Source organism: Paraburkholderia azotifigens, from assembly GCF_007995085.1.
Lineage (GTDB): Bacteria > Pseudomonadota > Gammaproteobacteria > Burkholderiales > Burkholderiaceae > Paraburkholderia > Paraburkholderia azotifigens.
Window position 1 is genome coordinate 986,437 of sequence record NZ_VOQS01000003.1, and the last position, 22,746, is coordinate 1,009,182.

Consider the following 22,746-nt stretch of genomic DNA (forward strand, 5'->3'; position numbering starts at 1 on the left):
CGAACCGCCTGCCGTTAGCTAACGAAACAGCACGATGCAAAATGGAATGGGCGCGCATTTCTCTTTGCGCGAGCGCGCAAGCAGTCGCCCATGTATTGCCACATCAATCATAGACGCTGCGCAGCGTCATGCAGCATCCGTCGATGCCGCGGCGAACGTGACTTTCACGGTCAACCCGCGCGCGTCGCCCTCGCCCGTTGCGAGTACGATCTCACCGCGATGCGCCTGCACGATTTCGCGCGCGATCGCGAGGCCGAGCCCCGTGCCTTCCGTATCGGCGGATGCTCGGTAGAACGGCTCGAACACGCGGCTGCGCGCTTCCGCCGGAATACCGGGGCCGTCGTCGGTGACGCTCAGCACGACGCGCTTCGCGTCGCCGCGCACGGCGACCGTCACGTGTCCGCCTCGCTGCGTGTAGCGGATCGCGTTTTCCGCGAGGTTCGACACCAGCGCCGACAACAAACCTTCGTGCCCGGTCACCCAGGCGGATGCGTCCAGTTCCGCGCCCAGATCGATATCGCGCTTCTGCGCAAACAGCGCGAGATCTTCAACGACGTCTTTCGCGATCGATGCGAGATCGACGGGCTGATCTGCGAGCTGGGTGTAGTCGGCGGCTTCCGCTTGCGCGAGCAGCAGCAGCTTGTTGGTGAGCCCGACCATCGAACGGTTGCTGCGCTGCATGGCCGCGAGCGCTTCGCCGAGCGAAGGCTCCAGCTCACGATGCTGCCGCGCGTACTGCAACTGCGTATCGAGCAGCGTGAGCGGCGTGCGCAACTGATGCGCGGCGTCCGCAATGAAGCGCCGTTGCGCCGCGACCTGCAAGCCGAGCCGCGCGATGCACTGATTGATCGCATCGACGATGGGCCGAAGCTCCGTATGCAGACGTTCGACACGCAACGGCTCCAGCTGCATCGGATCGCGGTCCATCACTTCGCTCTTCACTTTCAGCAGCGGACGCAACTCGAACGTGAGGCCGATGCAGGCAAGCGCGACGGCGAGCAGCATCATTTCGAGCTGGCGCACCAGTTGCGGACGCCACAGTTCGCGCACCATCGCATCGCGCGACGCCTGCGTCTTGCCGACGGACACCAGTACGCGCCGCGTCGCGCCGTTGTCGTACATGCGCCGCACGTAGCCGATCGCGCGGATCGATCTGCCATGCAGTTCGGCGTCGTAGTACGTGGGGGCATCATGCGCCGCAGAGGCCGCCGCTGCCGCGCTCAACGGAAAATCGGGCACGCCCGCGAGCAGCCTGTCGTCGTCGACGCTCACGTTGTAGAACACCTGATCGCCATATGGCGACGCGAAAATTTCGAGCGCGGCAGGCGGAATGTCGACGCGCAACATGCCGTCCGCCCATTCGACTTCGCCCGCGATCATCCGTGCCGACGACAGCAGCGTGTTGTCCTGGACGAGATCGGCAGTGCGGCGCGCGTTGTCGTATTCGGCCTTGCCCGTCACGAATACGTAGATCGCAAGCGGCACCAGCAGCCACCAGAGCAGGCGGATGCGCAGGCTGCCCGTCATCTCGCGTCCCGCTTCGTCATTCGACGTCGTCCTTCTTGCGCAGCAGATAGCCGAGCCCGCGCAGCGTGACGATCGCGGCCGAGCTTCCATCGAGTTTCTTGCGCAGCCGCGACACGTAAATTTCGAGCGCGTCTTCGCTGGGCTGATCGTCGTGCGTGAAGATCGAGTCCATCAGCGCGGCCTTCGACACCGTCTTGCCCATCCGTAGAATCAGCGTTTCGAGCACGCTGCGCTCGCGCGGCGTCACATTCAGCGGCACGCCCTTCAGCGTGAACTGGCGCGTGTCGATGTCGAACACGAGATCGCCGCACGACACTTCATTCGCCGTCGACGCCGTCTGCCGCCGGATCATCACCTTCACACGCGCAATCAGTTCGCGCACCTCGAACGGCTTCACCAGATAATCGTCGGCGCCCGCGCCCAGCAGTTCGACTTTTTCGTCGATCGAACCGCTTGCCGTGAGGATCATCACGGGCGTCGCGTCGCCGCGCTGACGCAGCCGGCGCAGCACGTTCTTGCCCGACAGCCGCGGCAGGTTCAGATCCAGCAGCACGACGTCGTAGCGGTTCGTGCGCAGCAGCTGGTCGGCGGCTTCGCCGTCCTGCACCGCATCGAGCGCGAACGCATCCTGCTCCAGCATGCGGGCGAGCCAGTGCGACAGCGTCGGATTGTCTTCGATCAACAGCAGCTTCATTGGTAACCGGTATGCATGAAAAGCGTTCGTGCGGCGTTGCCGCGCGATTGTAAGTCGGCGACATGCCGTCTTATGCATCGGGTTAACACCCATGTTTTGCTGTCGTCGCCGAAAGCTCGCAGAAGGTTTGAGCTTTCTATAATCGCCGCACTCATTCAAAAATGGCGCCGCGTCGAACGGACGGCGCCTCATTAAAGGAGACTGATGATGCGTACCATCCGCCAGATCGCCGCCGTATCGGGACTCGCCTTCGCCCTCGCCGCCGGTTCCACTGCCGCTCACGCAGAAAAAATCTCGATCATGGTGGGCGGCGCCGCCAAGATCATCTATCTCCCCGCGAAGCTGACGGAACAGCTCGGCTACTTCAAGGACGAAGGCCTCGATGTTGAGATCCTTTCTCAACCTGCCGGCGTCGATGCAGAAAACGAACTCCTGGCAGGCGCCGTGCAAGGCGTGGTCGGCTTCTACGATCACACGATCGATCTGCAGAGCAAGGGCAAGGAAGTGCAGGCGCTCGTGATTTTCGGCCAGGTGCCGGGCGAAGTCGAAATGGTATCGACGAAGGCATCCGCGACGCTCAAGAGCATGGCCGACGTGAAAGGCAAGACGCTCGGCGTGACGGGCCTCGGCTCGTCGACCAGCTTCCTCACGCAATACCTCGCGCAACGCGCCGGCATCCCGTCGACGCAATACACGCTGCTGCCCGTCGGCGCCGACAACAGCTTTATCGCGGCGATCAAGCAGGAGCGCATCGATGCCGGCATGACCACCGAGCCGACCGTCTCGCAACTTCTGAAGATGGGCGACGCGAAGGTGCTGGTCGACATGCGCACGCTCGAAGGCACGCGCGCGGCGCTGGGCGGCACGTATCCGGCATCGAGCTTCTACGTGCAGCGCGCGTGGGCCGAGTCGCACAAGGCGGACGCGACGAAGCTCTCGCATGCGTTCGCGAAGACGCTGAACTTCATCGCGACGCATAGCGCGGAAGAGATCGCCGCGAAGATGCCGAAGGACTACTACGGCAGCAACAAGGATCTGTACGTGGCTGCGCTGAAGGCCTCGCTGCCGATGTTCACGAAGGACGGCAAGATGCCCGCCGATGGTCCCGAGACCGTGCTGAAGGTGCTCGCGTCGTTCAATCCGTCCGTGAAGGGCAAGCACATCGATCTCGCGAAGACCTATTCGAACGAGTACGTGTCGGCTGTCGCGACGGCATCGAAGTAAGCCGCATCGGCTGCTGTTAAACACACTCCGCAACGAAAGAGGCAGCACGCGATGAATCAAACCAGGCCGCACGGCGCACCCGCGATCGAGTTGCGCAACGTATCGTGCCGCTTCATATCACCCGACGGCAAGGCGACCATCGCGTTGCGCGACTTCAGCATGTCGGTCGCGAAGGGCGAGTTCGTCGCCGTCGTCGGGCCGACGGGCTGCGGCAAGTCCACCACGCTCAGCATGATCACGGGCCTGCTCAAACCGACGACGGGCGAAGTGCGCGTGATGGGCGCGCCCGTCGACGGCATCGATCCGCGCATCGGCTTCGTGTTCCAGGCCGATGCCGTGTTTCCGTGGCGCTCGGTGCTCGACAACGTGGCGGCGGGTCCGCTGTATCGCGGCCGCTCGAAGTCGGCCGCCTACGACGAAGCGAACGAATGGCTGCGCCGCGTCGGGCTCGACAAGTTCGGCAAGCACTATCCGCATCAGTTGTCGGGCGGCATGCGAAAGCGCGTCGCACTCGCGCAGACCTTCATCAACAAGCCGGAAATCCTGCTGATGGACGAGCCGTTCTCGGCGCTCGACATGCAGACGCGCACACTGATGCAGGACGAACTGCTGCAGTTGTGGTCGGGCAATGCGGGGTCCGTCGTATTCGTCACGCACGATCTCGAAGAAGCGATCGCGCTTGCCGATCGCGTGTTCGTCCTGACGGCGCGGCCCGCGACGTTGAAGAAGGTCTACGAGATCGATCTGCCGCGTCCGCGCGTCACATCGGAAATCCGCTACGACCCGCGCTTCATCGAAATTTCGCGCGACATCTGGCACGACCTGCGCGAAGAAGTGCAGATCGGTTAATTCATTTAGGGCAGGAGCTTTACCGAATGTCTACGACCCCTCAACAGATGATGCCTGCCGGGCTCGACGCCAGTTCGCTTGCACAGGTCGAGCGGATTGCGCAGAAGCGGATCCGTCAGCGCAACGCGCTCGTGATCGGGCTGCGCATCGCTGTGCTCGTGCTCGTGCTGGGCGGCTGGGAAGTGTCGGCGCGCATGAAGTGGATCGACCCGTTCTTCTTCTCGATGCCTTCGCTGATCTTCGAACAGATCGTCGACTGGTTCGTGAACGGCACCTCGCAAGGACCGCTGCTGACGCAGGTTTGGGTCACGCTCGAAGAGACGGGCCTCGGCTTCATCATCGGCTCGGTGGCAGGCGTGTTCTGCGGCATCGTGCTCGGCCGCAACAAGCTGCTCTCCGACGTGTTCAGCCTCTACATCAAGATCGCGAATTCGATTCCGCGCGTGGTGCTTGGCTCCGTGTTCGTGATTGCGCTCGGTCTTGGCATGGCGTCGAAGGTGGCGCTGGCTGTCGTGATGGTGTTCTTTGTCGTGTTTGCCAACGCGTTTCAGGGCGTGCGCGAAGCGGACCGCTACATGATCGCGAATGCGCAGATTCTCGGTGCGTCGCGCAGACAGGTGACGACATCCGTTGTCATTCCTTCGGCGCTGAGCTGGATTCTCGCGAGCCTGCACGTGAGCTTCGGCTTTGCGCTGGTGGGCGCGGTGGTCGGTGAGTTTCTCGGCTCGAAGCAAGGCATTGGTCTGCTGATCTCGACGGCGCAAGGCGCGTTCAACGCGAGCGGCGTGTTCGCCGCGATGATCGTGCTGGCTGTCGTGGCTCTGGCCGCCGATTATCTGCTCACTGCCGTCGAGCAGCGGCTGCTCAAGTGGCGGCCAAATATCAACTGAGTCAACTGAATCAACTGAATCAACTGATCCATTTCTCGCAGTGGTTGTGTTTGAGGTAGTTGAGCGCCCCTTTCCGGGGCGTTTTTTTTATTGAAGCGACGCTGCGAGAACATTACCGAAATGTAATCAGCCTCCGCACCCATGCCGGTATGATTGAAACGTCAATCAGCGGCAAGCGAAGCGGAGCAAAACGATGCGAATCCTGGTCATCGAGGACGAGCCCAAAACGGCGGCGTACCTGAAGAAGGGACTGGAAGAGTCCGGCTATTCGGTCGAAGTGGCCAACGACGGCTCGCATGGCCTGATCCTCGCTCAGGAGGAAGACTACGACGTCATCATCCTTGACGTGATGCTGCCGTGGATGGACGGCTGGACCGTCGTGAAGACGCTGCGCGCCACGCGCGCCACACCCGTGCTCTTCCTCACCGCGCGCGACGACGTGAACGACCGCGTGCGCGGCCTCGAACTCGGCGCCGACGATTACCTCGTCAAACCCTTCGCCTTCGTCGAATTGCTCGCGCGCGTGCGCACGCTCGCGCGCCGTGGACCGCCGCGCGAAAGCGAACTGATCCGCATCGGCGACCTCGAAATGGACATTCACCGTCGTCGCGTCAAGCGCGGCACGACGCGCATCGACCTCACGCCTCGCGAATTCTCGCTGCTGCAACTGCTTGCGCGCCGCCACGGCGAAGTGCTGAGCCGCACGCAGATCGCTTCCTATGTATGGGATATGAACTTCGACAGCGACACGAATGTCGTCGAAGTCGCGATTCGACGTCTGCGCAGCAAAGTCGACGACAACTTTCCCGTCAAGCTGATCCACACGGTTCGCGGCGTGGGCTACGTGCTCGAAATCAAGGAACCGGCTTGATGCGCGGCCGCTCGATCACCACCACGCTCGCGCTCGCATTCGGCGCGACGACGCTCGTCGTGTTCGTACTGGTGGGCAACTTTCTCTATCGCGCGCTGGAACAGCAGATCAGTGCTCAGGACGACATGAGCATCGTGCTGTCCGCGCGTCACGCCCGGCGCCTCGCGGAGGAGATCGATACGACGCGCGGCATCCGCGAGCATGGCGACCGGATCACGAGCATCGTGCTCGGCAATCCGGGACTGTCGATGGAAGTGTTCGATCCCAATGGACAACTGGCCATCGAGCACAACCTCGAAAGCACGCTCGGCACGCCCGTCGCCGATAAAGACAACTCGCTGCTGGCCGCCGGTCACTCCATTCAGCGCGTGCCCGCAACAGAGCGCATCACGCAAAGCGCGATTGTCGAATGGAAAAACAGGGCAGGTGCGCCGATACGCGGCGTCGCCACCGACGCAAAGCTGCGCGGTGGCGAAATGGTCAGCATTCTGATTGCGCGCAACATGAGCGACCGCCATGCGCTGCTCGACCACTATCGCGACACGCTCAAGTTTTACGGCATCGCCGGCGTGCTGCTGACGACCGTGCTCAGCTATCTGCTGATTCGCGCCGCCATGCGGCCCGTGCGCGATATCGCTGCGAGCGCGGCGGAAGTCACCGTGAACCGGCTCAACACGCGCATCGCCGTCAGGCGCGTGCCGCGCGAACTCGAAACGCTGGTGACGACGCTCAACGCGATGCTCGAACGTATGGATGACGGCTTCAAACAGATGTCCCGCTTCACCGCCGATCTCGCGCACGACATGCGCACGCCGCTTGGCAACATGCGCGGCGCGACGGAAGTCGCGCTTGCGCGTTCACGTTCCACCGACGAATACGAAGCGCTGCTCGCGTCGAATCTCGAAGAGTGCGAACGCCTGTCGCGCATGATCGAGAACGTGCTGTTTCTCGCGCGCGCGGAGCATCCGCAGTTCGTCAAACACATGCGCGTGTTCGATGCCGTGCAGGAACTGACGCGCATCGGCGAGTACTTTGAGGGCGTCGCGGAAGATGCGGGCGTGCGCATGCGCGTCACGGGGTCCGCGATGCTCACTGCCGATCTCGAACTGTTTCGCCGCGCGGTCAGCAATCTGCTGGCGAACGCGTTGCGCTACACGCCGCGCGGCAAGGAGATCGTGCTCGATGCGCATGAGATCGACGACGCCGTGCGCATCACTGTGTCGAATGAAGGCGAGCCGATCGCGCCGGAACATCTCGAACGGATTTTCGACCGCTTCTATCGCGTCGATCCGTCACGCAGTTCCTTGCCTTCGTCTGCTTCGCCGCAAGGATCGCCCGGCTCGACCGGGCTGGGGCTTGCGATCGTGCGCACGATCATGGATCTGCATGGCGGCACCGTCCATGCGGAAAGCGACGCGCGCAGCACACGGTTCGTGCTGACGTTTCGTTGAGCGCGCGCCGCCAGATCGTGCGTCATTGCGTGACGCTGTCGTCGCCCGCATGCGCGGGCGTCTGCATCACCGTACGCGTGTTGTCGCCGCCATGCTGGATCGCGTAGAGTTCGGCGTTGCGCTGAACGACCTCTGCACCCGGCGGATAGTCGTATTTCGGCGCCGGCACAAAGCCTTCGCGCTGCGCCTGCACGAGTTCGGCACGCACTTGCGCGCGCGTCTTGCCCGTCGATACGCTTTGCGCCGAAGCGCTCATGGCGATGCAACAGGCCACGGCGCCCATCAGCAGACAGATTGATTTCTTCACGGTGTTCTCCTGGTCGAAAGTTTGATCGATCGGCTTCCGTTGTGCATTCGCCGTCCGTTCGAACATCGAAGCAAGCGGAACCGATGAGAGCATTTTCGTCAGAAGACCGTGACCTCACACTGACCGTGCGATTACGATTCTGATAACCGTCGGGCGAAGAAAAATTTCATCGCGCACGTTAAGCATGCGCTAAGCGAGCACGACGGAAGATGACGAACGATGGGGAGTTGCGTGTGTACGCGTTGCGCCTCTACTCGACACGCAACCCTGCGAGCGTGACGCGCAGCCCGACACCGCTTTCGTTTTTGCTCATGCTGAGCGTCGCGTGATGACGCTGGGCGATCTTCGACGCGATCGCGAGTCCAAGGCCGCTGCCATGCTCCTTGTTGCCCGCGCTGCGATAGAAGCGGTCGAACACACGCTCGCGCTCCGCTTCCGGCACGCCGGGACCGCTGTCCGACACGCAGATGCTCACCTCGCCGCCGCTGCGCCGGAGGATCACGTCCACTTTGCCGCCGTGCGGCGTATAGCGAATCGCGTTGTCGATCAGGTTGTTGAGCAGCACTTCGATGCCGTTCGGCTCGGCGTTGACCCTGTAAGCGTCGTCCGCACCGGCTGAAGGATTGAACTCGAGCCCGAGGTCGATCTGCCTCGCTTCGGCGAGCATCGAAAAGTCGGCCACCGCGCGCTCGCACAGTCTGCGCAGGCTCACGGGCTCGAAATGCGCGCTGCGCTGCGCATCTTCGCGCGCCATCGTCAGCAGTTGATGCACCAGGTGGATCAGCCGGTTCAGGCGCCCTTCGATGCGCTCGAACGTCTGCTTGCTGCCGACGAGCGATCCATCGCGCTCGGCCGCCTGCAACTGCAGCTTCAACGCGGCCAGCGGCGAACGCAGTTCATGCGCGGCGTCGCCGACGAAGGTTCGCTGCGATTGCGACGCTTCGTTCAGCCGATGCAACAGGTCGTTGAGCGCATCGACGAGCGGCTGCATCTCGACGGGCAGCTTGCCGTCGAGATGCAGCGGTTCGAGCGAATCGAACGAACGGGTGGCGAGCGCACGCGAGATGCCGCCGATCGGCGCGAGACCGCGGCCGACCACGAACAGCACGATCAGCACGATCGCGGGAAGAAACAGTGCGAGCGGCCACAACGTGCGCAACGCGAGGTGCCGCGCGAGATCCTCGCGCACGGACATCGGCTGGGCCGCCTGCACGAAGCGGTCGCCTTCCTGCACGCCGAAGACGCGCCAGTGATACTCGTCGTATTCGATCGTGCGCAGGCCCGGCGGAAAGCGCGGCACGTCGATGCCGGCGAGCGATCTGTACACGCTGCGGCCCGTGCCATCCCAGACCTCGATGAACAGACGATCGTCGGCCAGCCCTTCGAAGTCCGGCCCGCGCTGCGTGAAGCCGTTCGTGCCGGCGATGGTCGCAGGCACGGAGAGCGCTACTGTGCGCAACTCGTAATCGAACAGCTCGGTCGCCTCCATCTGCGCCGTGTAGAAAATCCCATACGCCGCGATCAACGCCGCGACCGCGAGCCCGGCGATCAGCCAGCCCAGCAACCAGCGCCTGATCGACGTCATACGGCGCGCTTGAGCCGATACCCGACGCCGCGCACGGTCACGATCTGCTCGGCGCCGATCTTGCGCCGCAGGCTGTGTACATGAACCTCGATCGTATTGCTGCCCACTTCCTCGCCCCAGCCGTACAGCTTCTCTTCGAGCTCGGTGCGCGTAAATACGCGCGTTGGCTCTTCGATCAGCGCCTGCAGCAGGCTGAATTCGCGCGGCACGAGCGCGAGCATGTCGCCCTTCAGCGTGGCTTCGTGCGTGACGGGGTTCAAGGTCAGATCGCCATGCGCGTACACAGGGTTCGTGTGCCCCGTGCGACGGCGCAACAGCGCGCGCACGCGCGCAGCGAGTTCGTCGAGATCGAAGGGTTTGACGAGGTAATCGTCGGCGCCGGCATCGAGTCCGGCGATACGGTTTTCGACGGCGTCGCGCGCGGTGAGGATGATCACGGGCGCACTGCCGCCGCGCCGCCGGTAGCGGTTGAGCACGTCGATGCCATCGGCCTTCGGCAGGCCGAGGTCGAGCAGCACGAGATCGTAGACGTCATGCGCCAGCGACAGCTCGGCCTCGCGCCCGTCGCGCGCCCAGTCGATCGCGTAACCCGCGCCGCGCATCGTATCGACGACGGGCTCGCCGATCATTTCATCATCTTCCACCAGCAGCAAACGCATGGCGTCATGTCTCCGTCAATCGCTGCGATCGTCCAAACCCGCAGCTTAGCGCGCTCTTTACCGCTTCATGCGCGCCCGTCAACTCGCACCCACACGCCGCGTCGTCGCGACAGGCAGACCGTCGCACGCCTCGCAACGGCCGAAGATCACGAGACTGGAGCTCGTGTAGTGAAAGTGATGATCGGCTGCGATTCTCGCCTGCTGCTGTTCGAGGCCGGGATCGTACGCATCCTGAATACGGCCGCAGCGGCCGCAGACGAGGTGGTAGTGACGCTGGCCGCGGTTGAGCTCATAGACGATGCGCGCATCGCCCAGCGACGCGCTCGAAATCAGGTCGGCCTCATGCAGTTGCGCGAGCGCCCGATAGACGCTTGCCAGGCTGCAAGGCTCGGGTTCGCGCGACAGCTTGCGATACACCTGATCTGCGGTGAAATGCTCGTGCGGTAGTTCGTGAAAGAGCCTCAGTACGGCTGCCCGACTCGAAGTCGGGCGCAGACCGGCCGTTTTAAGTGCCGCGTAGATCGCAATCATGTGGGGCCCCGTCATGTATCGAAGCCTCGCGATGGGCTTCGTCGTGACCGCACATTCTGTTCGCGCGATCCTTAAGATTCGCTTATCGTTGTGCCCCTCGCCGCGGCTGGCAGCGCCTGTCTGCGGCCTTGAGGCGACGTCGTCAAAGCAGCGCCAGCGTCCTCTCGTCCGCCGCGCCGCCGAAGTATCTGGCGAGTGCATCCGTGAACAGCCGTTCGTCGGGTGCGGCTTTCGAGAACAGCGTCATCGACGAACGGAACTTCAGGTAATCGGGGTAGCCGAAGATGGTCTCGATCGACCGTCCTTCGACTCCATTGACCGCGCGCGTAGCTTCTTTTAAGCGGACGCCGAGCACGGGATGTTGCAAATATGAGACAGCTTCGTCGAGTGACTGGATGGCAAATTTTTGGGCCATCGGACTCTCTCCGAGGCCCCGAAACTGAGGAAACACGTACCACATCCAGTGGCTTTGCTTGCGTCCCGCCTGCAATTCCGCTAGCGCCTGATCATAAATAGGTGCCTGAGCATCGACGAAGCGCCGAAGGTCGAACTGATCGTCCATCCCGTCCTCCGCAGTCATTTTTACATGCCACGTTTTTGCATCCGGCATGCCCATCACGCCCTTCAACCACCTTTCACAATCGAACCCCATCAATCGGGCTCGCCTGAAAACCGAGCCGGATGCGGCGTTGCGACACTATGTCTCACCCTTGATCGCGCAATAGTTCGTTCGAATCAAAGTGCTGTACTGCAACACGTGCATTTCGTATTATGCGAGCGCTTATAAAAGGAGCAAGGAAATGCATGCGTTCGTTCGTTTGTTTTTGTAGAGGGCCGCGATGATGAAAAAAATCGCGGGCCGGCTTGCCGGTCTCGTCTCAATTGCCCCAGCGTTCCTGCTATCGGGGTGCAACAACCTTGATCTACTCGCGCCGAAGGGCCCCATTGGTGCCGCAGAGAAGTCGCTGATCGCGACGTCGACGTGGGCGATGCTGATCGTGGTGATTCCCGTCATCTTCCTGACGCTGCTGTTCGCATGGCGCTATCGCGCATCGAACAAGGCTGCCGAATACCGTCCGAACTGGTCGCATTCGACGGCAATCGAAGTCGCCGTCTGGACGATTCCCGCGCTGATCATTCTGTTCCTCGCCGTCCTGACGTGGAAGAGCACGCACGAGCTCGACCCGTACAAGCCGCTCGAGTCGGACGTGAAGCCGATCAACGTCGAAGTCGTCGCACTCGACTGGAAGTGGCTGTTCATTTACCCGGATCTGGGCATTGCGTCGGTGAACCAGCTGGCGATTCCCGTGGGCACGCCGGTGAATTTCCGCATCACGTCGGACACGGTGATGAACTCGTTCTTCATCCCGCAACTGGGCGGACAGATCTACGCGATGGCAGGCATGCAGACGCGTCTGCATCTGCTGGCGGAAGAGCCGGGCGATTACGCCGGCACGTCGGCCAACTTCAGCGGCAAGGGCTTCTCGGACATGAAGTTCCGCACGCTGGCCGAATCGCCTGAAGAATTCAACGCATGGGTCGCGAAAGCGCGCGCGTCGACGGATCACCTCGACATGGACCGCTACTACAAGGTCGCGCAGCCCGAAGAGAAGGCGCCTGTGTCGTACTTCTCGTCGGTCGATCCCAAGCTCTTCAACAACATCGTAGCCCGCTACAACAACGGTCACGTCATCGACAACATGAAGGACGTGAACTGTGCACCTAACGGGACGAAGGGGTAAGCATGTTCGGTAAATTAACCCTGGCGGATATTCCGTACCACGAACCAATCATCGTGATCGCCGGTGCCGGGATGATTCTCGGCGCGCTGGCTGTGCTCGGCGCGATCACGTATTTCGGCAAGTGGCGCTACCTGTGGACCGAATGGCTCACGTCGGTCGACCACAAGAAGCTCGGCGTGATGTACATCGTCGTGGCCATGATCATGCTGCTGCGCGGCTTCGCCGACGCGATCATGATGCGCACGCAGCTCGCTCTCGCGTATCACGCGCCGGGCTATCTGCCGCCGCACCACTACGATCAGATCTTCACGGCGCACGGCGTCATCATGATCTTCTTCATGGCGATGGCCTTCATGGTCGGCCTGATGAACCTGGTCGTGCCGCTGCAGATCGGCGCACGCGACGTCGCGTTCCCGTTCCTGAACTCGCTGTCGTTCTGGATGACGGCGATCAGCGCGATCCTGATCAACATCTCGCTGCTGGTCGGCGAATTTGCGCAAACGGGCTGGCTCGCCTATCCGCCGCTGTCGGAACTGCAGTTCAGTCCGGGCGTCGGCGTCGACTACTACCTGTGGTCGCTGCAGCTCTCCGGTATCGGCACCTTGCTGACGGGCGTGAACTTCTTCGTCACGATCATCAAGATGCGCGCGCCGGGCATGACGCTGATGAAGATGCCCGTGTTCACGTGGACTGCCCTCTGCACGAACGTGCTGATCATGGCGGCGTTCCCGATCCTGACCGTCACGCTCGCGCTGCTCGGTCTCGACCGTTACCTCGGCATGCACTTCTTCACGAACGAAGCCGGCGGCAACGCGATGCTGTACCTGAACCTGATCTGGGCATGGGGCCACCCTGAGGTCTACATCCTGATCCTGCCTGCGTTCGGCATCTTCTCGGAAGTGATCTCGACGTTCTCGCGCAAGCCGCTGTTCGGCTACAAGACGATGGTCTATGCGACCTGCGCGATCATGGTGCTGTCGTTCCTCGTGTGGCTGCACCACTTCTTCACGATGGGTTCGGGCGCCGACGTCAACGCGTTCTTCGGCATCGCGACGATGATCATCGCCGTCCCGACGGGCGTGAAGGTGTTCAACTGGCTCTTCACGATGTACAAGGGCCGCATCGAGTTCACGACGCCTGTGCTGTGGACGGTCGGCTTCATGGTCACGTTCACGATCGGCGGCATGACGGGCGTGATGATGGCGATTCCGGGCGCGGACTTCGTCCTGCACAACTCGCTGTTCCTGATCGCTCACTTCCACAACGTGATCATCGGCGGCGTGCTGTTCGGCTACCTCGCGGGCATGAACTACTGGTTCCCGAAGGCCTTCGGCTTCAAGCTCAACGAGAAGCTCGGCAAGGCCGCGTTCTGGTTCTGGCAGATCGGCTTCTGGGTTGCGTTCACGCCGCTGTACGTGCTCGGCTTCATGGGCATGACGCGTCGTCTGAACCACTACGACAACCCGGCATGGCATCCGTGGCTGCTGGTCGCCGAATTCGGCGCCGTGCTGGTCGCAATCGGTATCGCCTGCCAGCTGCTACAGCTCGTCGTGTCGATCCGCGATCGCAACAAGCCGGAAAACCGCGACCTGACGGGCGATCCGTGGAATGGCCGCACGCTCGAATGGGCGACGACTTCGCCGCCGCAGATCTACAACTTCGCTACCATCCCGGTCGTGCATGAGCTGGATGCATTCCACGACATGAAGGCGCGCGGCAACGTCGAAACGCCCGTGTACCGCGACATTCACATGCCGTCGAACACGAGCGCCGGTTTCTTCATCGGCGTGTTCAGTCTTGCGCTGGGCTTCGCGCTGACGTGGCACATCTGGTGGCTGGCTATCGCGGCGTTCGTCGGCGCGATCGGCACGTGGATCGCACGCAGCTTCGATAACGACATCGACTACTACATCCCGGCCGATACGGTTCAACTGATCGAAGAGCGCAACGGCGCTGGTTCGGGCGCGGCGATCGCGAAGCAGCTGCCCGAAGCTGAGGAGATTGCCTGATGCTACAAAAAGCTATTGTTGCGGACCCGCATCATCACGATGCGGAGCACGCTCCGTCCAATTCGGTATTCGGCTTCTGGCTGTATCTGATGACCGACTGCATTCTGTTCGCGGCGCTGTTCGCGACGTTTGCGGTGATGAGCCATCAGTTCGCCGGCGGTCCGAGCGGCAAAGACCTGTTCGAAATCCCGGGCGTTGCGCTCGAAACGGCGATCCTGCTGTTCTCGAGTATCACGTACGGCTTCGCGATGCTCGGCGCACACAAGGACAACAAGAGCACCACGCTCTTGTGGCTGGCCGTGACGTTCGTGCTCGGCGCGGCGTTCGTCGTGCTGGAAATCCGCGAGTTCTCGCATCTGATCGCTGACGGCGCAGGTCCGGACCGCAGCGCGTTCCTGTCGGCGTTCTTCACGCTGGTCGGCACGCACGGTCTGCACGTGACGTCGGGTCTGGTGTGGATGCTCGTGATGATGATCCAGGTCGTGCGCGCGCCGAAGCTGGGCGAGCGCGAACTGCGACGTCTGACGTGCCTGAGCCTCTTCTGGCACTTTCTGGACATCGTCTGGATCGGTGTCTTTTCGTTTGTCTATCTTGCGAGCGTGATCTAAATGAGCAGCCATTCTCACTCGTCACATTCGGCGCACGGCGACGAAAGCCACGGCAGCTTCGGCAGCTACACGATCGGTTTCGTGCTGTCCGTGATCCTGACGGCAGCCGCCTTCGGCGTGGTGCTGGCAGGCTGGCTGACGGGCACGCAGGCGCTCTACGCGATCGCCGGTCTCGGCCTCGTGCAGATCATCGTGCACCTGGTGTTCTTCCTGCACATGAACACGTCGTCGGGTCAGCGCTGGAACGTGACCGCATTCGCGTTCACCGTGCTGACGGCCGTTATCGTGATCGGCGGTACGCTGTGGGTCATGCATAACGTCAGCATGAACATGATGTCGCGCTAACCGCGCCTGAGTGCGTTGAATTAAACGCGCATCATCGTGCCGGTTGCACATACCTTATCGTGCAGCCGGCACGCTCCCCTGCCCCGCCTCCGGCGCATCAGTTGCGCGCCAGCATCTCTATCGGACGGCCACGTCCCGAGACGAGACATCCCGACCTGAACGCTTCGCCCTGACTGCTCGCGGCAGCGTCTCCAAACCCCCGGCCTAACGCATCCAGCTTCACCTGTTCCGCGCCCTGCGCGCATGCAAACGTGCTGGCTTCTTTCGCCTGCGCATGCAGCAATGCGCGATCGGCGACCAGATACGCCAAAACAGCGATAACGGCGATGTGAAAAATTTTTCTCATATGGGTTCGTCTCCTCGCGACTTAAGCGTATCGCGAACAACTATGGCGCAAATCCAGGGCAACCCCGGTGGGCAAATAGTCGCGCCAGACCCACGGAAACGTTTCAATGCCGCTTTTTTGTGCAGCGCAAATTGCTTGCTCAGGCCCGCCAGTCAATGTCAATAGCGACTTTCGCAATAAATAAAAATCGCCCTTGTGGCAGCGCAACATTATAATTTTGAGTTATCCTCGTTAACCCTGACCGTCTCATGCGTTTTGGTTACCCGCGTGCGCAAGACTGCGCATCGTCCCGCTCCGCTCAGGGGCCGGCCGTCGAAATGTCCATGTAAGGTTTTTGATCCTTCGCCTTGAGGGCGAAGGCCTGCTATTCGCGTCTCGGCGTTTCATCGAAAGAGCAAATGCACCTCCCATCAGTCCTCGACCTCCTGATCTGGGTCCCCATCGTCGCCGGTATCGTCGTGCTGCTCGGCGGCTCCGACAATGCGCGCAGCCGCACACGCTGGCTCGCGCTGGCTGGCGCAGCCGTCAGCATCCTGCCCGTCATTCCGCTAGTGACGGGTTTCGACTCCACGCTGTCCACCATGCAGTTCGAGCAGCAGCTCGCCTGGCTGCCCGAATTCGGCATCTCGTACCACCTCGGCGTCGACGGCATTTCGCTGTGGTTCACCGTGCTGACGTCCGTGACGACCCTGATCATCGTGATTGCGTCGTGGGAATCGATCTCGACGCGCGTCGCGCAGTACTACGGCGCGTTCCTGCTGCTGTCGGGCTGCATGCAAGGCGTGTTCACGTCGCTCGACGGCATGCTGTTCTTCGTGTTCTTCGAAGCGTCGCTGATTCCGCTATACCTGCTGATCGGCACGTGGGGCGAAAAGCGCCGCGTCTATGCAGCCGTGCGCTTTTTCTTCTTTTCGCTGGTCGGCTCGCTGGCGATGCTGGCCGCGCTGATCTACCTGTGGGCGCACGCGCACACGTTCGACATCGCCACGTGGCGCACGCTCAAGCTCGATTTCACGCCGCAGCTGCTGGTGTTCCTCGGCTTGCTGGCCGCGTTCTCGGTGAAGGTGCCGATGTGGCCCGTGCATACGTGGCTGCCCGATGTCCACTCGGACGGCCCGACGGGCGCCGCCGTGCTGCTCGGCATGCTGAAGATGGGCGGCTACGGCCTGCTGCGCTTCGCGCTGCCCATCGTCCCGGACGCCTGCCACTTCTTCGCGCCGGCCATGATCGCGCTGTCGCTCGTCGCGGTGATCTACGGCAGCCTGCTCGCGCTCGCGCAAACCGACATGCGCAAGCTGCTCGCGTACTCCGCCGTCGCGCACATGGGTCTCGTCACGCTCGGCCTGTTCACGTTCGACCGGATGGGCACGGAAGGTGCCGTCGTGCAGATGCTGTCGTACGGCATCGTGTCGGGCGCAATGCTGCTGTGCACGGGCATGCTGTTCGACCGCACGAAGAACGGCTCGATCGACGCCTACGGCGGTGTCGCCAACTCGATGCCCAAGCTCGCTACGTTCGCGATGCTGTTCTCGATGGCCAACGTCGGCCTGCCGGGAACGTCGGGCTTCGTCGGCGAGTTCCTCGTGCTGATGGGCGCGATCCGATTCAACTTCTGGGTCGGCGCGACGGCTGCGCTGACGCTGATCCTGAGCGCCGCGTACACACTGTGGATGTACAAGCGCGTGATGTTCGGCGCGATCAAGAACACGCGCGTGTCGAGCCTGCGCGATCTGGGCCGCCGCGAGTTGGTGCTGCTCGGCGCGATGGCCGTGCTGGTGCTCGCCATCGGCGTGCGTCCGAAGACCTTCACCGACGCGATCGGCCCGTCTGCCGAGAACCTCGTCGCCCAGGCGCAGGGTTCCGCGCTGCCAACGGATACGGGCGTCGCTTCGAACAACCGCGCAGCGCCGACGTCGTCTCGACTGCCGGGCTGATCGGCTGCTTCATCTGATTGCATTCGACGGGCGTCCTCTGGACGCCCGTTTTTCATTGCGCCGACCGACCGTCAGTAGCGTCGAAGCGACGGCTTCCGCATCGGACAAGGGCAGCGGCCACTCGTCGGCGGCGCCATCGCAGACGATCGTCGCGGTCGGTCTGCGTCACCGGTTCCAAGCCTGAACTGACGTCAACAGAAACGACAAACGGCCTCGCTACGTGTTGCGAGGCCGTTTTCATTTCATGCCTTGTTTCAGGTACTCAAACGCTGCGTTTTCGCATGAAGCCGCCAAAGAACGCGCGCGCATTCGCTTCGAGACTCTCGAGGTGGTAGCCCCCTTCCTGCACGATCACGGACGGCAGGCGCAACGCACCGATCGCTTCGCCGAGCCGCCCGAAACCTTCCGTCGTCACCGCGACCTGCGATTGCGGATCATCCTTGTAAATGTCGAAGCCCAGCGCCAGCACCAGCGCATCGGGTTCGAAACGCTTCAGCACGCGCAGCGCGTCGTCGAGCCTGTCGAAGAAGACGGATTCCGAAGAACCGTGCGGCATCGGCAGATTGACGTTGAAGCCATCGCCCGTACCCGCGCCACGCTCCTCTTCATAACCCGCGACGACGGGATAGAAGTTGGTCGGGTCGCCGTGAATGGAGACGTACAGCACGTCGTCGCGGCCGTAGAAAATCTCCTGCACGCCCTGGCCGTGGTGCATGTCGGTGTCGAGAATCGCGACGCGCTTGAAGCGGCTGCGCAACGACTGTGCCGCGACGGCCGCATTGTTCAGATAGCAGAAGCCGCCCGCCGCATCGGCGCGCGCATGATGACCCGGCGGCCTGCACAGCGCGTACGTTTCGCGCGCGCCGTCGTTGACGGCCGACGCCGCCGCCAGCGCGCTCTGCGCCGACCAGTACGCGGAACGCCAGGTATTCGTGCCGACGGGGCAACTGCCGTCGGCGAGATAGCGCGCCGCCTTCGCAAGCACGCCGCGCAACGGATTCGGATCGCGCACGAAAATGTTCGACATCACTTCGTCGCCCCAGTCGTCGGGCATCTGCTTCCATTCGCCGTGCGCTTCTTCGAGAAAACGCAGATAGTTCATGTCGTGCACGGCGGCGATGGCGGCCGTGCCGTGATCGGCGGGTTCGACGACCTCGAAGTCCAGCGACTTCGCAGCGGCCACGAGCCGCGCTGCGCGCTCGGGCACTTCCTGCGGTTCACGCATCTGACCGCGCGACAGGTAGGTGCGCGGATGATGCAGCAACTGTTCGGGATGAAAGAAAGTTTTCATACGCAAAGAGACTCCTTTATTGCGCCTGCGCCATGGCGGCGACACGAGCGCGCGCAACGACCGCATTGAGCAGCACATTCGCGCCGCGCGTGACGTCTTCGGGCAACGCGTCTTCGGCTTCGTTGTGCGACAGACCATCGACACACGGAATGAACACCATCGCCGTCGGGCAATAGCGCGCCAGATGAATCGCATCGTGGCCCGCGCCGCTGACGATGCGCTCGTTCGAATAGCCGAGCGCTTCGACGCTCTGCGCGACGAGCGCGACGCAATCCGTATCGAACGGTGTCGCCGGGCTGCGCCAGTATGTTTCGACGGAGAGCGTCACCCCGCGTGCTTCGGCGACACGCGCGAACGCCTCGCGCAGATCGCGCTCCATCGCATCGACCTGGCTGTCTTCGTGATGGCGCAGATCGACGGTGAACTTCACTTCGCCCGCAATCGTGTTGCGCGACGCGTTCGCGATGCCGATCTGCCCGATCGTCACGAGCCCGCGCGGCGCATGACGTTGCACGATCCGTTCGAGTTCCAGCGCCATCTGCGCGCTCGCGAAGTACGCGTCCTTGCGATACGGCATCGGCGTCGTGCCCGCATGCGCGGCCATGCCCGTCACCGTGACGTCGAGCCAGCGGATCGCCTGGCCGCCCGTGACGACGCCGATCGTCGTGCCGTTCGCTTCGAGCACGGGCCCTTGCTCGATGTGCGCTTCGAAATACGAATCGACGGGCTGCCCGTTGACAGCACGCGTGCCGCGATAGCCGCTGTGCGTCAATGCATCGGCCAGCGTGATGCCGTCGGCGTCCTGCTTGACCAGCGCGTCGTCCAGCGAGGTGATGCCCGTGAACACCGCCGAGCCGAGCATCGCGGGCGTGAAGCGCGCGCCTTCTTCGTTGGTCCACGAGACGATGTCGATCGGCTTCTCCGTCGCGACGTTCGCGTCGTTCAGCGCGCGCACCAGTTCGAGCGCGGCGAGCACGCCATACACGCCGTCGAAACGGCCGCCTTCGGGCTGCGTGTCGAGATGGCTGCCGATCAGCACAGGCGCCGCGTCCTTCTGCGCGCCCGCACGGCGCGCAAACAGATTGCCGATTTCGTCGACGCTCACCGTCATGCCCGCGTCGCGGCACCACTTCGCGAACAGATCGCGGCCGCGCACGTCTTCCTGCGTCAGCGCGAGACGCCGCACACCGCCCTTCGGCGTCGCGCCGATCTGCGCCATGTCCATCAGGCTTTGCCACAGGCGCGCGCCGTCGATTTGCAACAGGTCTTTCATGAGTCTTCCGGGTCGTTCAGTTCAACTTGGGTTCAACGTGCGTTCCGTTCAATGCGCGCCGACGGCTTCCGCCTGCTCGGCGTGAGACGCGCGACGCGCATCGAGCGCAACGATGCACAGCAGCGAAATAGCCGCGAGGCACGTGTAGAACACGGCGAGCGGCCACCATTGGCCCGTATATCGATGCGCGAGCCACGTGCCGACGAGCGGCGTCAGACCGCCCGCCACCGCGCCGCACACCTGATAGGCGAGTGAAATGCCCGAGTAGCGCACGTGCGTCGGAAAGATGCCGCTGACGAAACCCGCGATCACCGAATAAAAGCTCGCCATGCAGACGACGGCGATCGCGATGCCGATCACCATCGGCACGGCCGAGCCGCTTTGCACGAGCACGAACATCGGATACGGGGAAATCATCGCGAGCAACGCGGCGATCTTCAGAAAGCGCGCGCCGCCGATGCGCTCGGCGAGCCATGCGGCGAGCGGCTGCGATACGAACTGGATGATCGCCACCGCAAACAGGCAGTCGAGAATCAGCGAGCGCGTCACGCCCACGTATTGCGTCGTGTACGCGATCATGAACGTGTTCGTGAAGTACACACCGGCGATGCCGATCGTGTTCGCGCCGATGCACAGCAGCACGAGTCCCCATGCCGAACGCAACACCTCGGCGACGGGCAGCTTCGCCGTGCGGTTCGACTCCTTCACGCGCGCGAATTCCGGCGATTCGTTCACACCGAGCCGGATCACGATGCCGACGATCAGCAGCACGGCGCTCGCGAGAAACGGCAGACGCCAGCCCCACGACATGAAGTCCGCCTTGTCCATCGACGTGACCGCGCGAAACGCGATCAGCGACAGAATGAGCCCCGCCGGGCTGCCGAGCTGCGCGAACGATGCGAAGAACGTGCGGCGCCCCTTCGGCGCATGTTCGCCCGCCATCAGCACGGCGCCGCCCCATTCGCCGCCCACGGCGATACCTTGCACCACGCGCAGCAGCACGAGCAGCACGGGTGCGAGCGCACCCACTTTCGAATAGTCGGGCAACAGGCCGACGCACACGGTCGCGACGCCCATCATCATCAGCGTCGTCATCAACGCTTTCTTGCGACCGATGCGGTCGCCGAGATGGCCGAACACGATGCCGCCCAGCGGCCGTGCAAAGAAGCCCACGGCGAAGGTCGCGAACGAGGCCATCGTGCTGATGAAACGGTCGCTCGACGGAAAGTACAGCTCGCCGAACACGAGCGCTGCCGCCGTCGCGTAGATATAGAAGTCGTACCACTCGATCATCGTGCCGATGAACGCGGCCGTCGCGGCGCGTCCCGGCTGACGGGTACTAATGGCTTGAGTCATGCTGGCTCCTGATACACGTATGACGTGGGTTGAACCCGTCGCCTCGCGCGCGGTGTTGGGATAGGTGTGCCGCTTGTCGCTCGTGGCTGGAGCGGTCGCGCGCCGTGGCTGACGGAATGCGTCATTTATCGGCGGCCATAAAACATTAGTCAAATTTCGAGTTATTATTCGCCGCATAAATTCAACTTATAGTTTCACTCCAGATGCGCACCGACATCGCCCGCTTTCTGAATGACCGGCTCGACTGGAACCTGTTGCGCACGTATCTCGTGATCATGCAGGAGCGCAGTCTGAGCCGCGCTGCCGCGCGCCTGCACGTGACGCAGCCCGCCGTCAGCCAGGCGCTGAGGCGGCTCGAGGAAACGCTGGAGCGCAAGCTGATCGAGCGGCGCGGCCCGTACTTCGCGCCGACGCAGGCGGGCGAAGAGGTGTACCGCATCGCGAGCGACATCTACGGCAATATCTCGCGGCTCGAAACCGAGATCGACGACCGCACCGAGGACATCAGCGGCTCGATACGCCTGCTGACCATCAGCCGCATCGAGTCGCCCGTGTACGACGAGTTCCTCGCCGACTTCCATCGCGCGTATCCGCGTATCGACTTGCAGATCGAAGTGATGCGCTCGTCCGACATCATTTCTTCGCTGCTGCAGAAAACAGCGACAGCAGGGCTCGGCCTGTGCCGCACGCCGCACGAGAAGCTGGAAATGCGTTGCTTCCTGCGCCAGCGTTATGCGATTTTCTGCGGGCGTCATCACCGGCTGTATGGCAAGTCGCCCTTGACGATGCAAGACCTGCTCGCGGAAAACTTCGTGTCGTTCACGAGCGACCAGATCGGCGACAGTCTTTCTCCCCTCACCGTGTTTCGCGACCAGAAGGGCTTCACGGGGCGCATCGTCGCGTCGTCGCCGAGTCTCGACGAAGTGCGCCGTCTGATCTTCGCAGGCTTCGGCATCGGCTGTCTGCCTGAGCACATCGTGCGCGACGACATCGCGCAGCAGCGCCTGTGGCGGCTGCCGCCCGAAGAAGGTCTCGTCGATGTCGACGTGCATCTGCTGTGGCATCGCGAGCGCAAGATGAATGCGGCCGATCATGCGTTCCTCGACAGCATGGAGCGCTGCATGCGCCGCTATGCGCTCGCCGAGCGGCTCGGCAAATAGCGCAACTCGACGCACCCGGCTGGTGCGCGCACGCGCACGCATATCGCGGCTGCGCCTCAACGTTGTGCATGAAAGGCGCGTCGACGGCATCGAA

At 62.8% G+C, this 22,746-nt stretch carries 22 protein-coding genes; 11 read left to right on the top strand and 11 right to left on the bottom strand.

Features of this window, described 5'->3' with window-relative positions; translation table 11 throughout:
• Window positions 1-126: 126 nt before the first annotated feature.
• A complete protein-coding gene (locus FRZ40_RS21655) occupies window positions 127-1,527 on the bottom strand; it encodes a sensor histidine kinase (protein ID WP_147235530.1) in 1,401 nt (466 codons plus the stop codon).
• A gap of 16 nt (window positions 1,528-1,543) precedes the next feature.
• On the bottom strand, window positions 1,544-2,221 hold the full coding sequence (locus FRZ40_RS21660; RefSeq protein WP_028363640.1) for a response regulator: 678 nt from the start codon (window positions 2,219-2,221) through the stop codon (window positions 1,544-1,546).
• Window positions 2,222-2,428: 207 nt separating this feature from the next.
• Here FRZ40_RS21660 and FRZ40_RS21665 point away from each other — a divergent pair, with 207 nt between their 5' ends.
• The 5 genes from FRZ40_RS21665 (at window position 2,429) to FRZ40_RS21685 (ending at window position 7,506) form a co-directional block, all read left to right on the top strand.
• Window positions 2,429-3,445, top strand: a complete 1,017-nt coding sequence (locus FRZ40_RS21665; protein WP_147236757.1) for an ABC transporter substrate-binding protein — start codon at window positions 2,429-2,431, stop codon at window positions 3,443-3,445.
• 51 nt (window positions 3,446-3,496) lie between these two features.
• Window positions 3,497-4,294: an ABC transporter ATP-binding protein gene (locus FRZ40_RS21670; protein ID WP_028363642.1), complete on the top strand. Its 798-nt coding sequence runs from the start codon at window positions 3,497-3,499 to the stop codon at window positions 4,292-4,294.
• 26 nt (window positions 4,295-4,320) lie between these two features.
• Window positions 4,321-5,184 (top strand): ABC transporter permease, encoded by an 864-nt coding sequence (locus tag FRZ40_RS21675; RefSeq protein WP_028363643.1) that lies wholly within the window; start codon window positions 4,321-4,323, stop codon window positions 5,182-5,184.
• Between the two features lie 193 nt (window positions 5,185-5,377).
• The gene (locus FRZ40_RS21680; RefSeq protein ID WP_028363644.1) at window positions 5,378-6,055 is read left to right on the top strand and encodes a heavy metal response regulator transcription factor; all 678 of its coding nucleotides are present in this window, start codon (window positions 5,378-5,380) and stop codon (window positions 6,053-6,055) included.
• A complete protein-coding gene (locus tag FRZ40_RS21685) occupies window positions 6,055-7,506 on the top strand; it encodes a heavy metal sensor histidine kinase (protein WP_147235531.1) in 1,452 nt (483 codons plus the stop codon). Before FRZ40_RS21680 ends, FRZ40_RS21685 begins: the two co-directional genes overlap by 1 nt.
• Before the next feature lie 22 nt (window positions 7,507-7,528).
• On the opposite strand, the gene FRZ40_RS21690 is transcribed toward FRZ40_RS21685, so the two are convergent.
• The 5 genes from FRZ40_RS21690 to FRZ40_RS21710 all read right to left on the bottom strand — a co-directional run bounded on the left by FRZ40_RS21690 (window position 7,529) and on the right by FRZ40_RS21710 (window position 11,150).
• Complete coding sequence (locus FRZ40_RS21690; RefSeq protein ID WP_338048159.1) at window positions 7,529-7,813, bottom strand: DUF4148 domain-containing protein; 285 nt, start codon at window positions 7,811-7,813, stop codon at window positions 7,529-7,531.
• A 250-nt stretch (window positions 7,814-8,063) separates the two neighbouring features.
• Window positions 8,064-9,398: a sensor histidine kinase gene (locus FRZ40_RS21695; protein ID WP_028363647.1), complete on the bottom strand. Its 1,335-nt coding sequence runs from the start codon at window positions 9,396-9,398 to the stop codon at window positions 8,064-8,066.
• Window positions 9,395-10,057, bottom strand: a complete 663-nt coding sequence (locus tag FRZ40_RS21700) for a response regulator (protein WP_028363648.1) — start codon at window positions 10,055-10,057, stop codon at window positions 9,395-9,397. The genes FRZ40_RS21695 and FRZ40_RS21700 overlap by 4 nt, the downstream gene beginning before the upstream one ends.
• 78 nt (window positions 10,058-10,135) lie before the next feature.
• Window positions 10,136-10,588, bottom strand: coding sequence for a Fur family transcriptional regulator (locus FRZ40_RS21705; protein ID WP_028363649.1), 453 nt, complete (start codon window positions 10,586-10,588; stop codon window positions 10,136-10,138).
• A 142-nt stretch (window positions 10,589-10,730) separates the two neighbouring features.
• Entirely contained in the window at window positions 10,731-11,150 is a 420-nt protein-coding gene (locus FRZ40_RS21710) for a DUF1810 domain-containing protein (RefSeq protein ID WP_028363650.1), read from the bottom strand.
• Window positions 11,151-11,427: 277 nt separating this feature from the next.
• Here FRZ40_RS21710 and cyoA point away from each other — a divergent pair, with 277 nt between their 5' ends.
• The 4 genes from cyoA to cyoD are packed head-to-tail and all read left to right on the top strand — an operon-like array spanning window position 11,428 to window position 15,292.
• A complete protein-coding gene (gene cyoA / locus FRZ40_RS21715; protein WP_028363651.1) occupies window positions 11,428-12,330 on the top strand; it encodes a ubiquinol oxidase subunit II in 903 nt (300 codons plus the stop codon).
• Between the two features lie 2 nt (window positions 12,331-12,332).
• On the top strand, window positions 12,333-14,339 hold the full coding sequence (gene cyoB, locus FRZ40_RS21720; protein WP_147235532.1) for a cytochrome o ubiquinol oxidase subunit I: 2,007 nt from the start codon (window positions 12,333-12,335) through the stop codon (window positions 14,337-14,339).
• On the top strand, window positions 14,339-14,947 hold the full coding sequence (gene cyoC, locus FRZ40_RS21725) for a cytochrome o ubiquinol oxidase subunit III (protein WP_051446197.1): 609 nt from the start codon (window positions 14,339-14,341) through the stop codon (window positions 14,945-14,947). The genes cyoB and cyoC overlap by 1 nt, the downstream gene beginning before the upstream one ends.
• Window positions 14,948-15,292 (top strand): cytochrome o ubiquinol oxidase subunit IV, encoded by a 345-nt coding sequence (cyoD, locus tag FRZ40_RS21730; protein ID WP_028363654.1) that lies wholly within the window; start codon window positions 14,948-14,950, stop codon window positions 15,290-15,292.
• 97 nt (window positions 15,293-15,389) lie between these two features.
• Here cyoD and FRZ40_RS21735 read toward each other — a convergent pair whose 3' ends face one another.
• Window positions 15,390-15,638, bottom strand: coding sequence for a hypothetical protein (locus tag FRZ40_RS21735; protein ID WP_147235533.1), 249 nt, complete (start codon window positions 15,636-15,638; stop codon window positions 15,390-15,392).
• Window positions 15,639-16,036: 398 nt separating this feature from the next.
• Here FRZ40_RS21735 and FRZ40_RS21740 point away from each other — a divergent pair, with 398 nt between their 5' ends.
• Complete coding sequence (locus FRZ40_RS21740) at window positions 16,037-17,572, top strand: complex I subunit 4 family protein (protein ID WP_147235534.1); 1,536 nt, start codon at window positions 16,037-16,039, stop codon at window positions 17,570-17,572.
• A gap of 262 nt (window positions 17,573-17,834) precedes the next feature.
• Here FRZ40_RS21740 and FRZ40_RS21745 read toward each other — a convergent pair whose 3' ends face one another.
• From FRZ40_RS21745 to FRZ40_RS21755, 3 genes are read right to left on the bottom strand one after another with little or no spacing between them, the layout of a single operon-like run.
• Window positions 17,835-18,863: a histone deacetylase family protein gene (locus tag FRZ40_RS21745; protein WP_028363657.1), complete on the bottom strand. Its 1,029-nt coding sequence runs from the start codon at window positions 18,861-18,863 to the stop codon at window positions 17,835-17,837.
• A 16-nt stretch (window positions 18,864-18,879) separates the two neighbouring features.
• Window positions 18,880-20,136 carry a Zn-dependent hydrolase gene (locus tag FRZ40_RS21750; RefSeq protein WP_147235535.1) on the bottom strand — a complete coding sequence of 419 codons (1,257 nt, stop codon included), beginning with the start codon at window positions 20,134-20,136 and terminating at the stop codon, window positions 18,880-18,882.
• Between the two features lie 48 nt (window positions 20,137-20,184).
• Entirely contained in the window at window positions 20,185-21,492 is a 1,308-nt protein-coding gene (locus tag FRZ40_RS21755; RefSeq protein ID WP_147235536.1) for an MFS transporter, read from the bottom strand.
• A gap of 203 nt (window positions 21,493-21,695) precedes the next feature.
• Between FRZ40_RS21755 and FRZ40_RS21760 the strand changes: the two genes are divergently transcribed.
• Window positions 21,696-22,652: a LysR family transcriptional regulator gene (locus tag FRZ40_RS21760; RefSeq protein ID WP_147235537.1), complete on the top strand. Its 957-nt coding sequence runs from the start codon at window positions 21,696-21,698 to the stop codon at window positions 22,650-22,652.
• Window positions 22,653-22,746: the final 94 nt, after the last annotated feature.

Excerpts from the sequence above, each read along its gene's own strand:
- FRZ40_RS21745 (WP_028363657.1), bottom strand. The coding sequence starts at position 18,863 with ATGAAAACTTTCTTTCATCCCGAACAGTTGCTGCATCATCCGCGCACC.
- FRZ40_RS21755 (WP_147235536.1), bottom strand. The coding sequence starts at position 21,492 with ATGACTCAAGCCATTAGTACCCGTCAGCCGGGACGCGCCGCGACGGCC.
- cyoB (WP_147235532.1), top strand. The coding sequence starts at position 12,333 with ATGTTCGGTAAATTAACCCTGGCGGATATTCCGTACCACGAACCAATC.
- FRZ40_RS21660 (WP_028363640.1), bottom strand. The coding sequence starts at position 2,221 with ATGAAGCTGCTGTTGATCGAAGACAATCCGACGCTGTCGCACTGGCTC.
- FRZ40_RS21695 (WP_028363647.1), bottom strand. The coding sequence starts at position 9,398 with ATGACGTCGATCAGGCGCTGGTTGCTGGGCTGGCTGATCGCCGGGCTC.
- cyoC (WP_051446197.1), top strand. The coding sequence starts at position 14,339 with ATGCTACAAAAAGCTATTGTTGCGGACCCGCATCATCACGATGCGGAG.
- FRZ40_RS21750 (WP_147235535.1), bottom strand. The coding sequence starts at position 20,136 with ATGAAAGACCTGTTGCAAATCGACGGCGCGCGCCTGTGGCAAAGCCTG.
- FRZ40_RS21700 (WP_028363648.1), bottom strand. The coding sequence starts at position 10,057 with ATGCGTTTGCTGCTGGTGGAAGATGATGAAATGATCGGCGAGCCCGTC.
- cyoD (WP_028363654.1), top strand. The coding sequence starts at position 14,948 with ATGAGCAGCCATTCTCACTCGTCACATTCGGCGCACGGCGACGAAAGC.
- cyoA (WP_028363651.1), top strand. The coding sequence starts at position 11,428 with ATGATGAAAAAAATCGCGGGCCGGCTTGCCGGTCTCGTCTCAATTGCC.
- FRZ40_RS21685 (WP_147235531.1), top strand. The coding sequence starts at position 6,055 with ATGCGCGGCCGCTCGATCACCACCACGCTCGCGCTCGCATTCGGCGCG.
- FRZ40_RS21675 (WP_028363643.1), top strand. The coding sequence starts at position 4,321 with ATGTCTACGACCCCTCAACAGATGATGCCTGCCGGGCTCGACGCCAGT.
- FRZ40_RS21655 (WP_147235530.1), bottom strand. The coding sequence starts at position 1,527 with ATGACGGGCAGCCTGCGCATCCGCCTGCTCTGGTGGCTGCTGGTGCCG.
- FRZ40_RS21735 (WP_147235533.1), bottom strand. The coding sequence starts at position 15,638 with ATGAGAAAAATTTTTCACATCGCCGTTATCGCTGTTTTGGCGTATCTG.
- FRZ40_RS21665 (WP_147236757.1), top strand. The coding sequence starts at position 2,429 with ATGCGTACCATCCGCCAGATCGCCGCCGTATCGGGACTCGCCTTCGCC.
- FRZ40_RS21740 (WP_147235534.1), top strand. The coding sequence starts at position 16,037 with ATGCACCTCCCATCAGTCCTCGACCTCCTGATCTGGGTCCCCATCGTC.
- FRZ40_RS21760 (WP_147235537.1), top strand. The coding sequence starts at position 21,696 with ATGCGCACCGACATCGCCCGCTTTCTGAATGACCGGCTCGACTGGAAC.
- FRZ40_RS21670 (WP_028363642.1), top strand. The coding sequence starts at position 3,497 with ATGAATCAAACCAGGCCGCACGGCGCACCCGCGATCGAGTTGCGCAAC.
- FRZ40_RS21705 (WP_028363649.1), bottom strand. The coding sequence starts at position 10,588 with ATGATTGCGATCTACGCGGCACTTAAAACGGCCGGTCTGCGCCCGACT.
- FRZ40_RS21680 (WP_028363644.1), top strand. The coding sequence starts at position 5,378 with ATGCGAATCCTGGTCATCGAGGACGAGCCCAAAACGGCGGCGTACCTG.
- FRZ40_RS21710 (WP_028363650.1), bottom strand. The coding sequence starts at position 11,150 with ATGGACGATCAGTTCGACCTTCGGCGCTTCGTCGATGCTCAGGCACCT.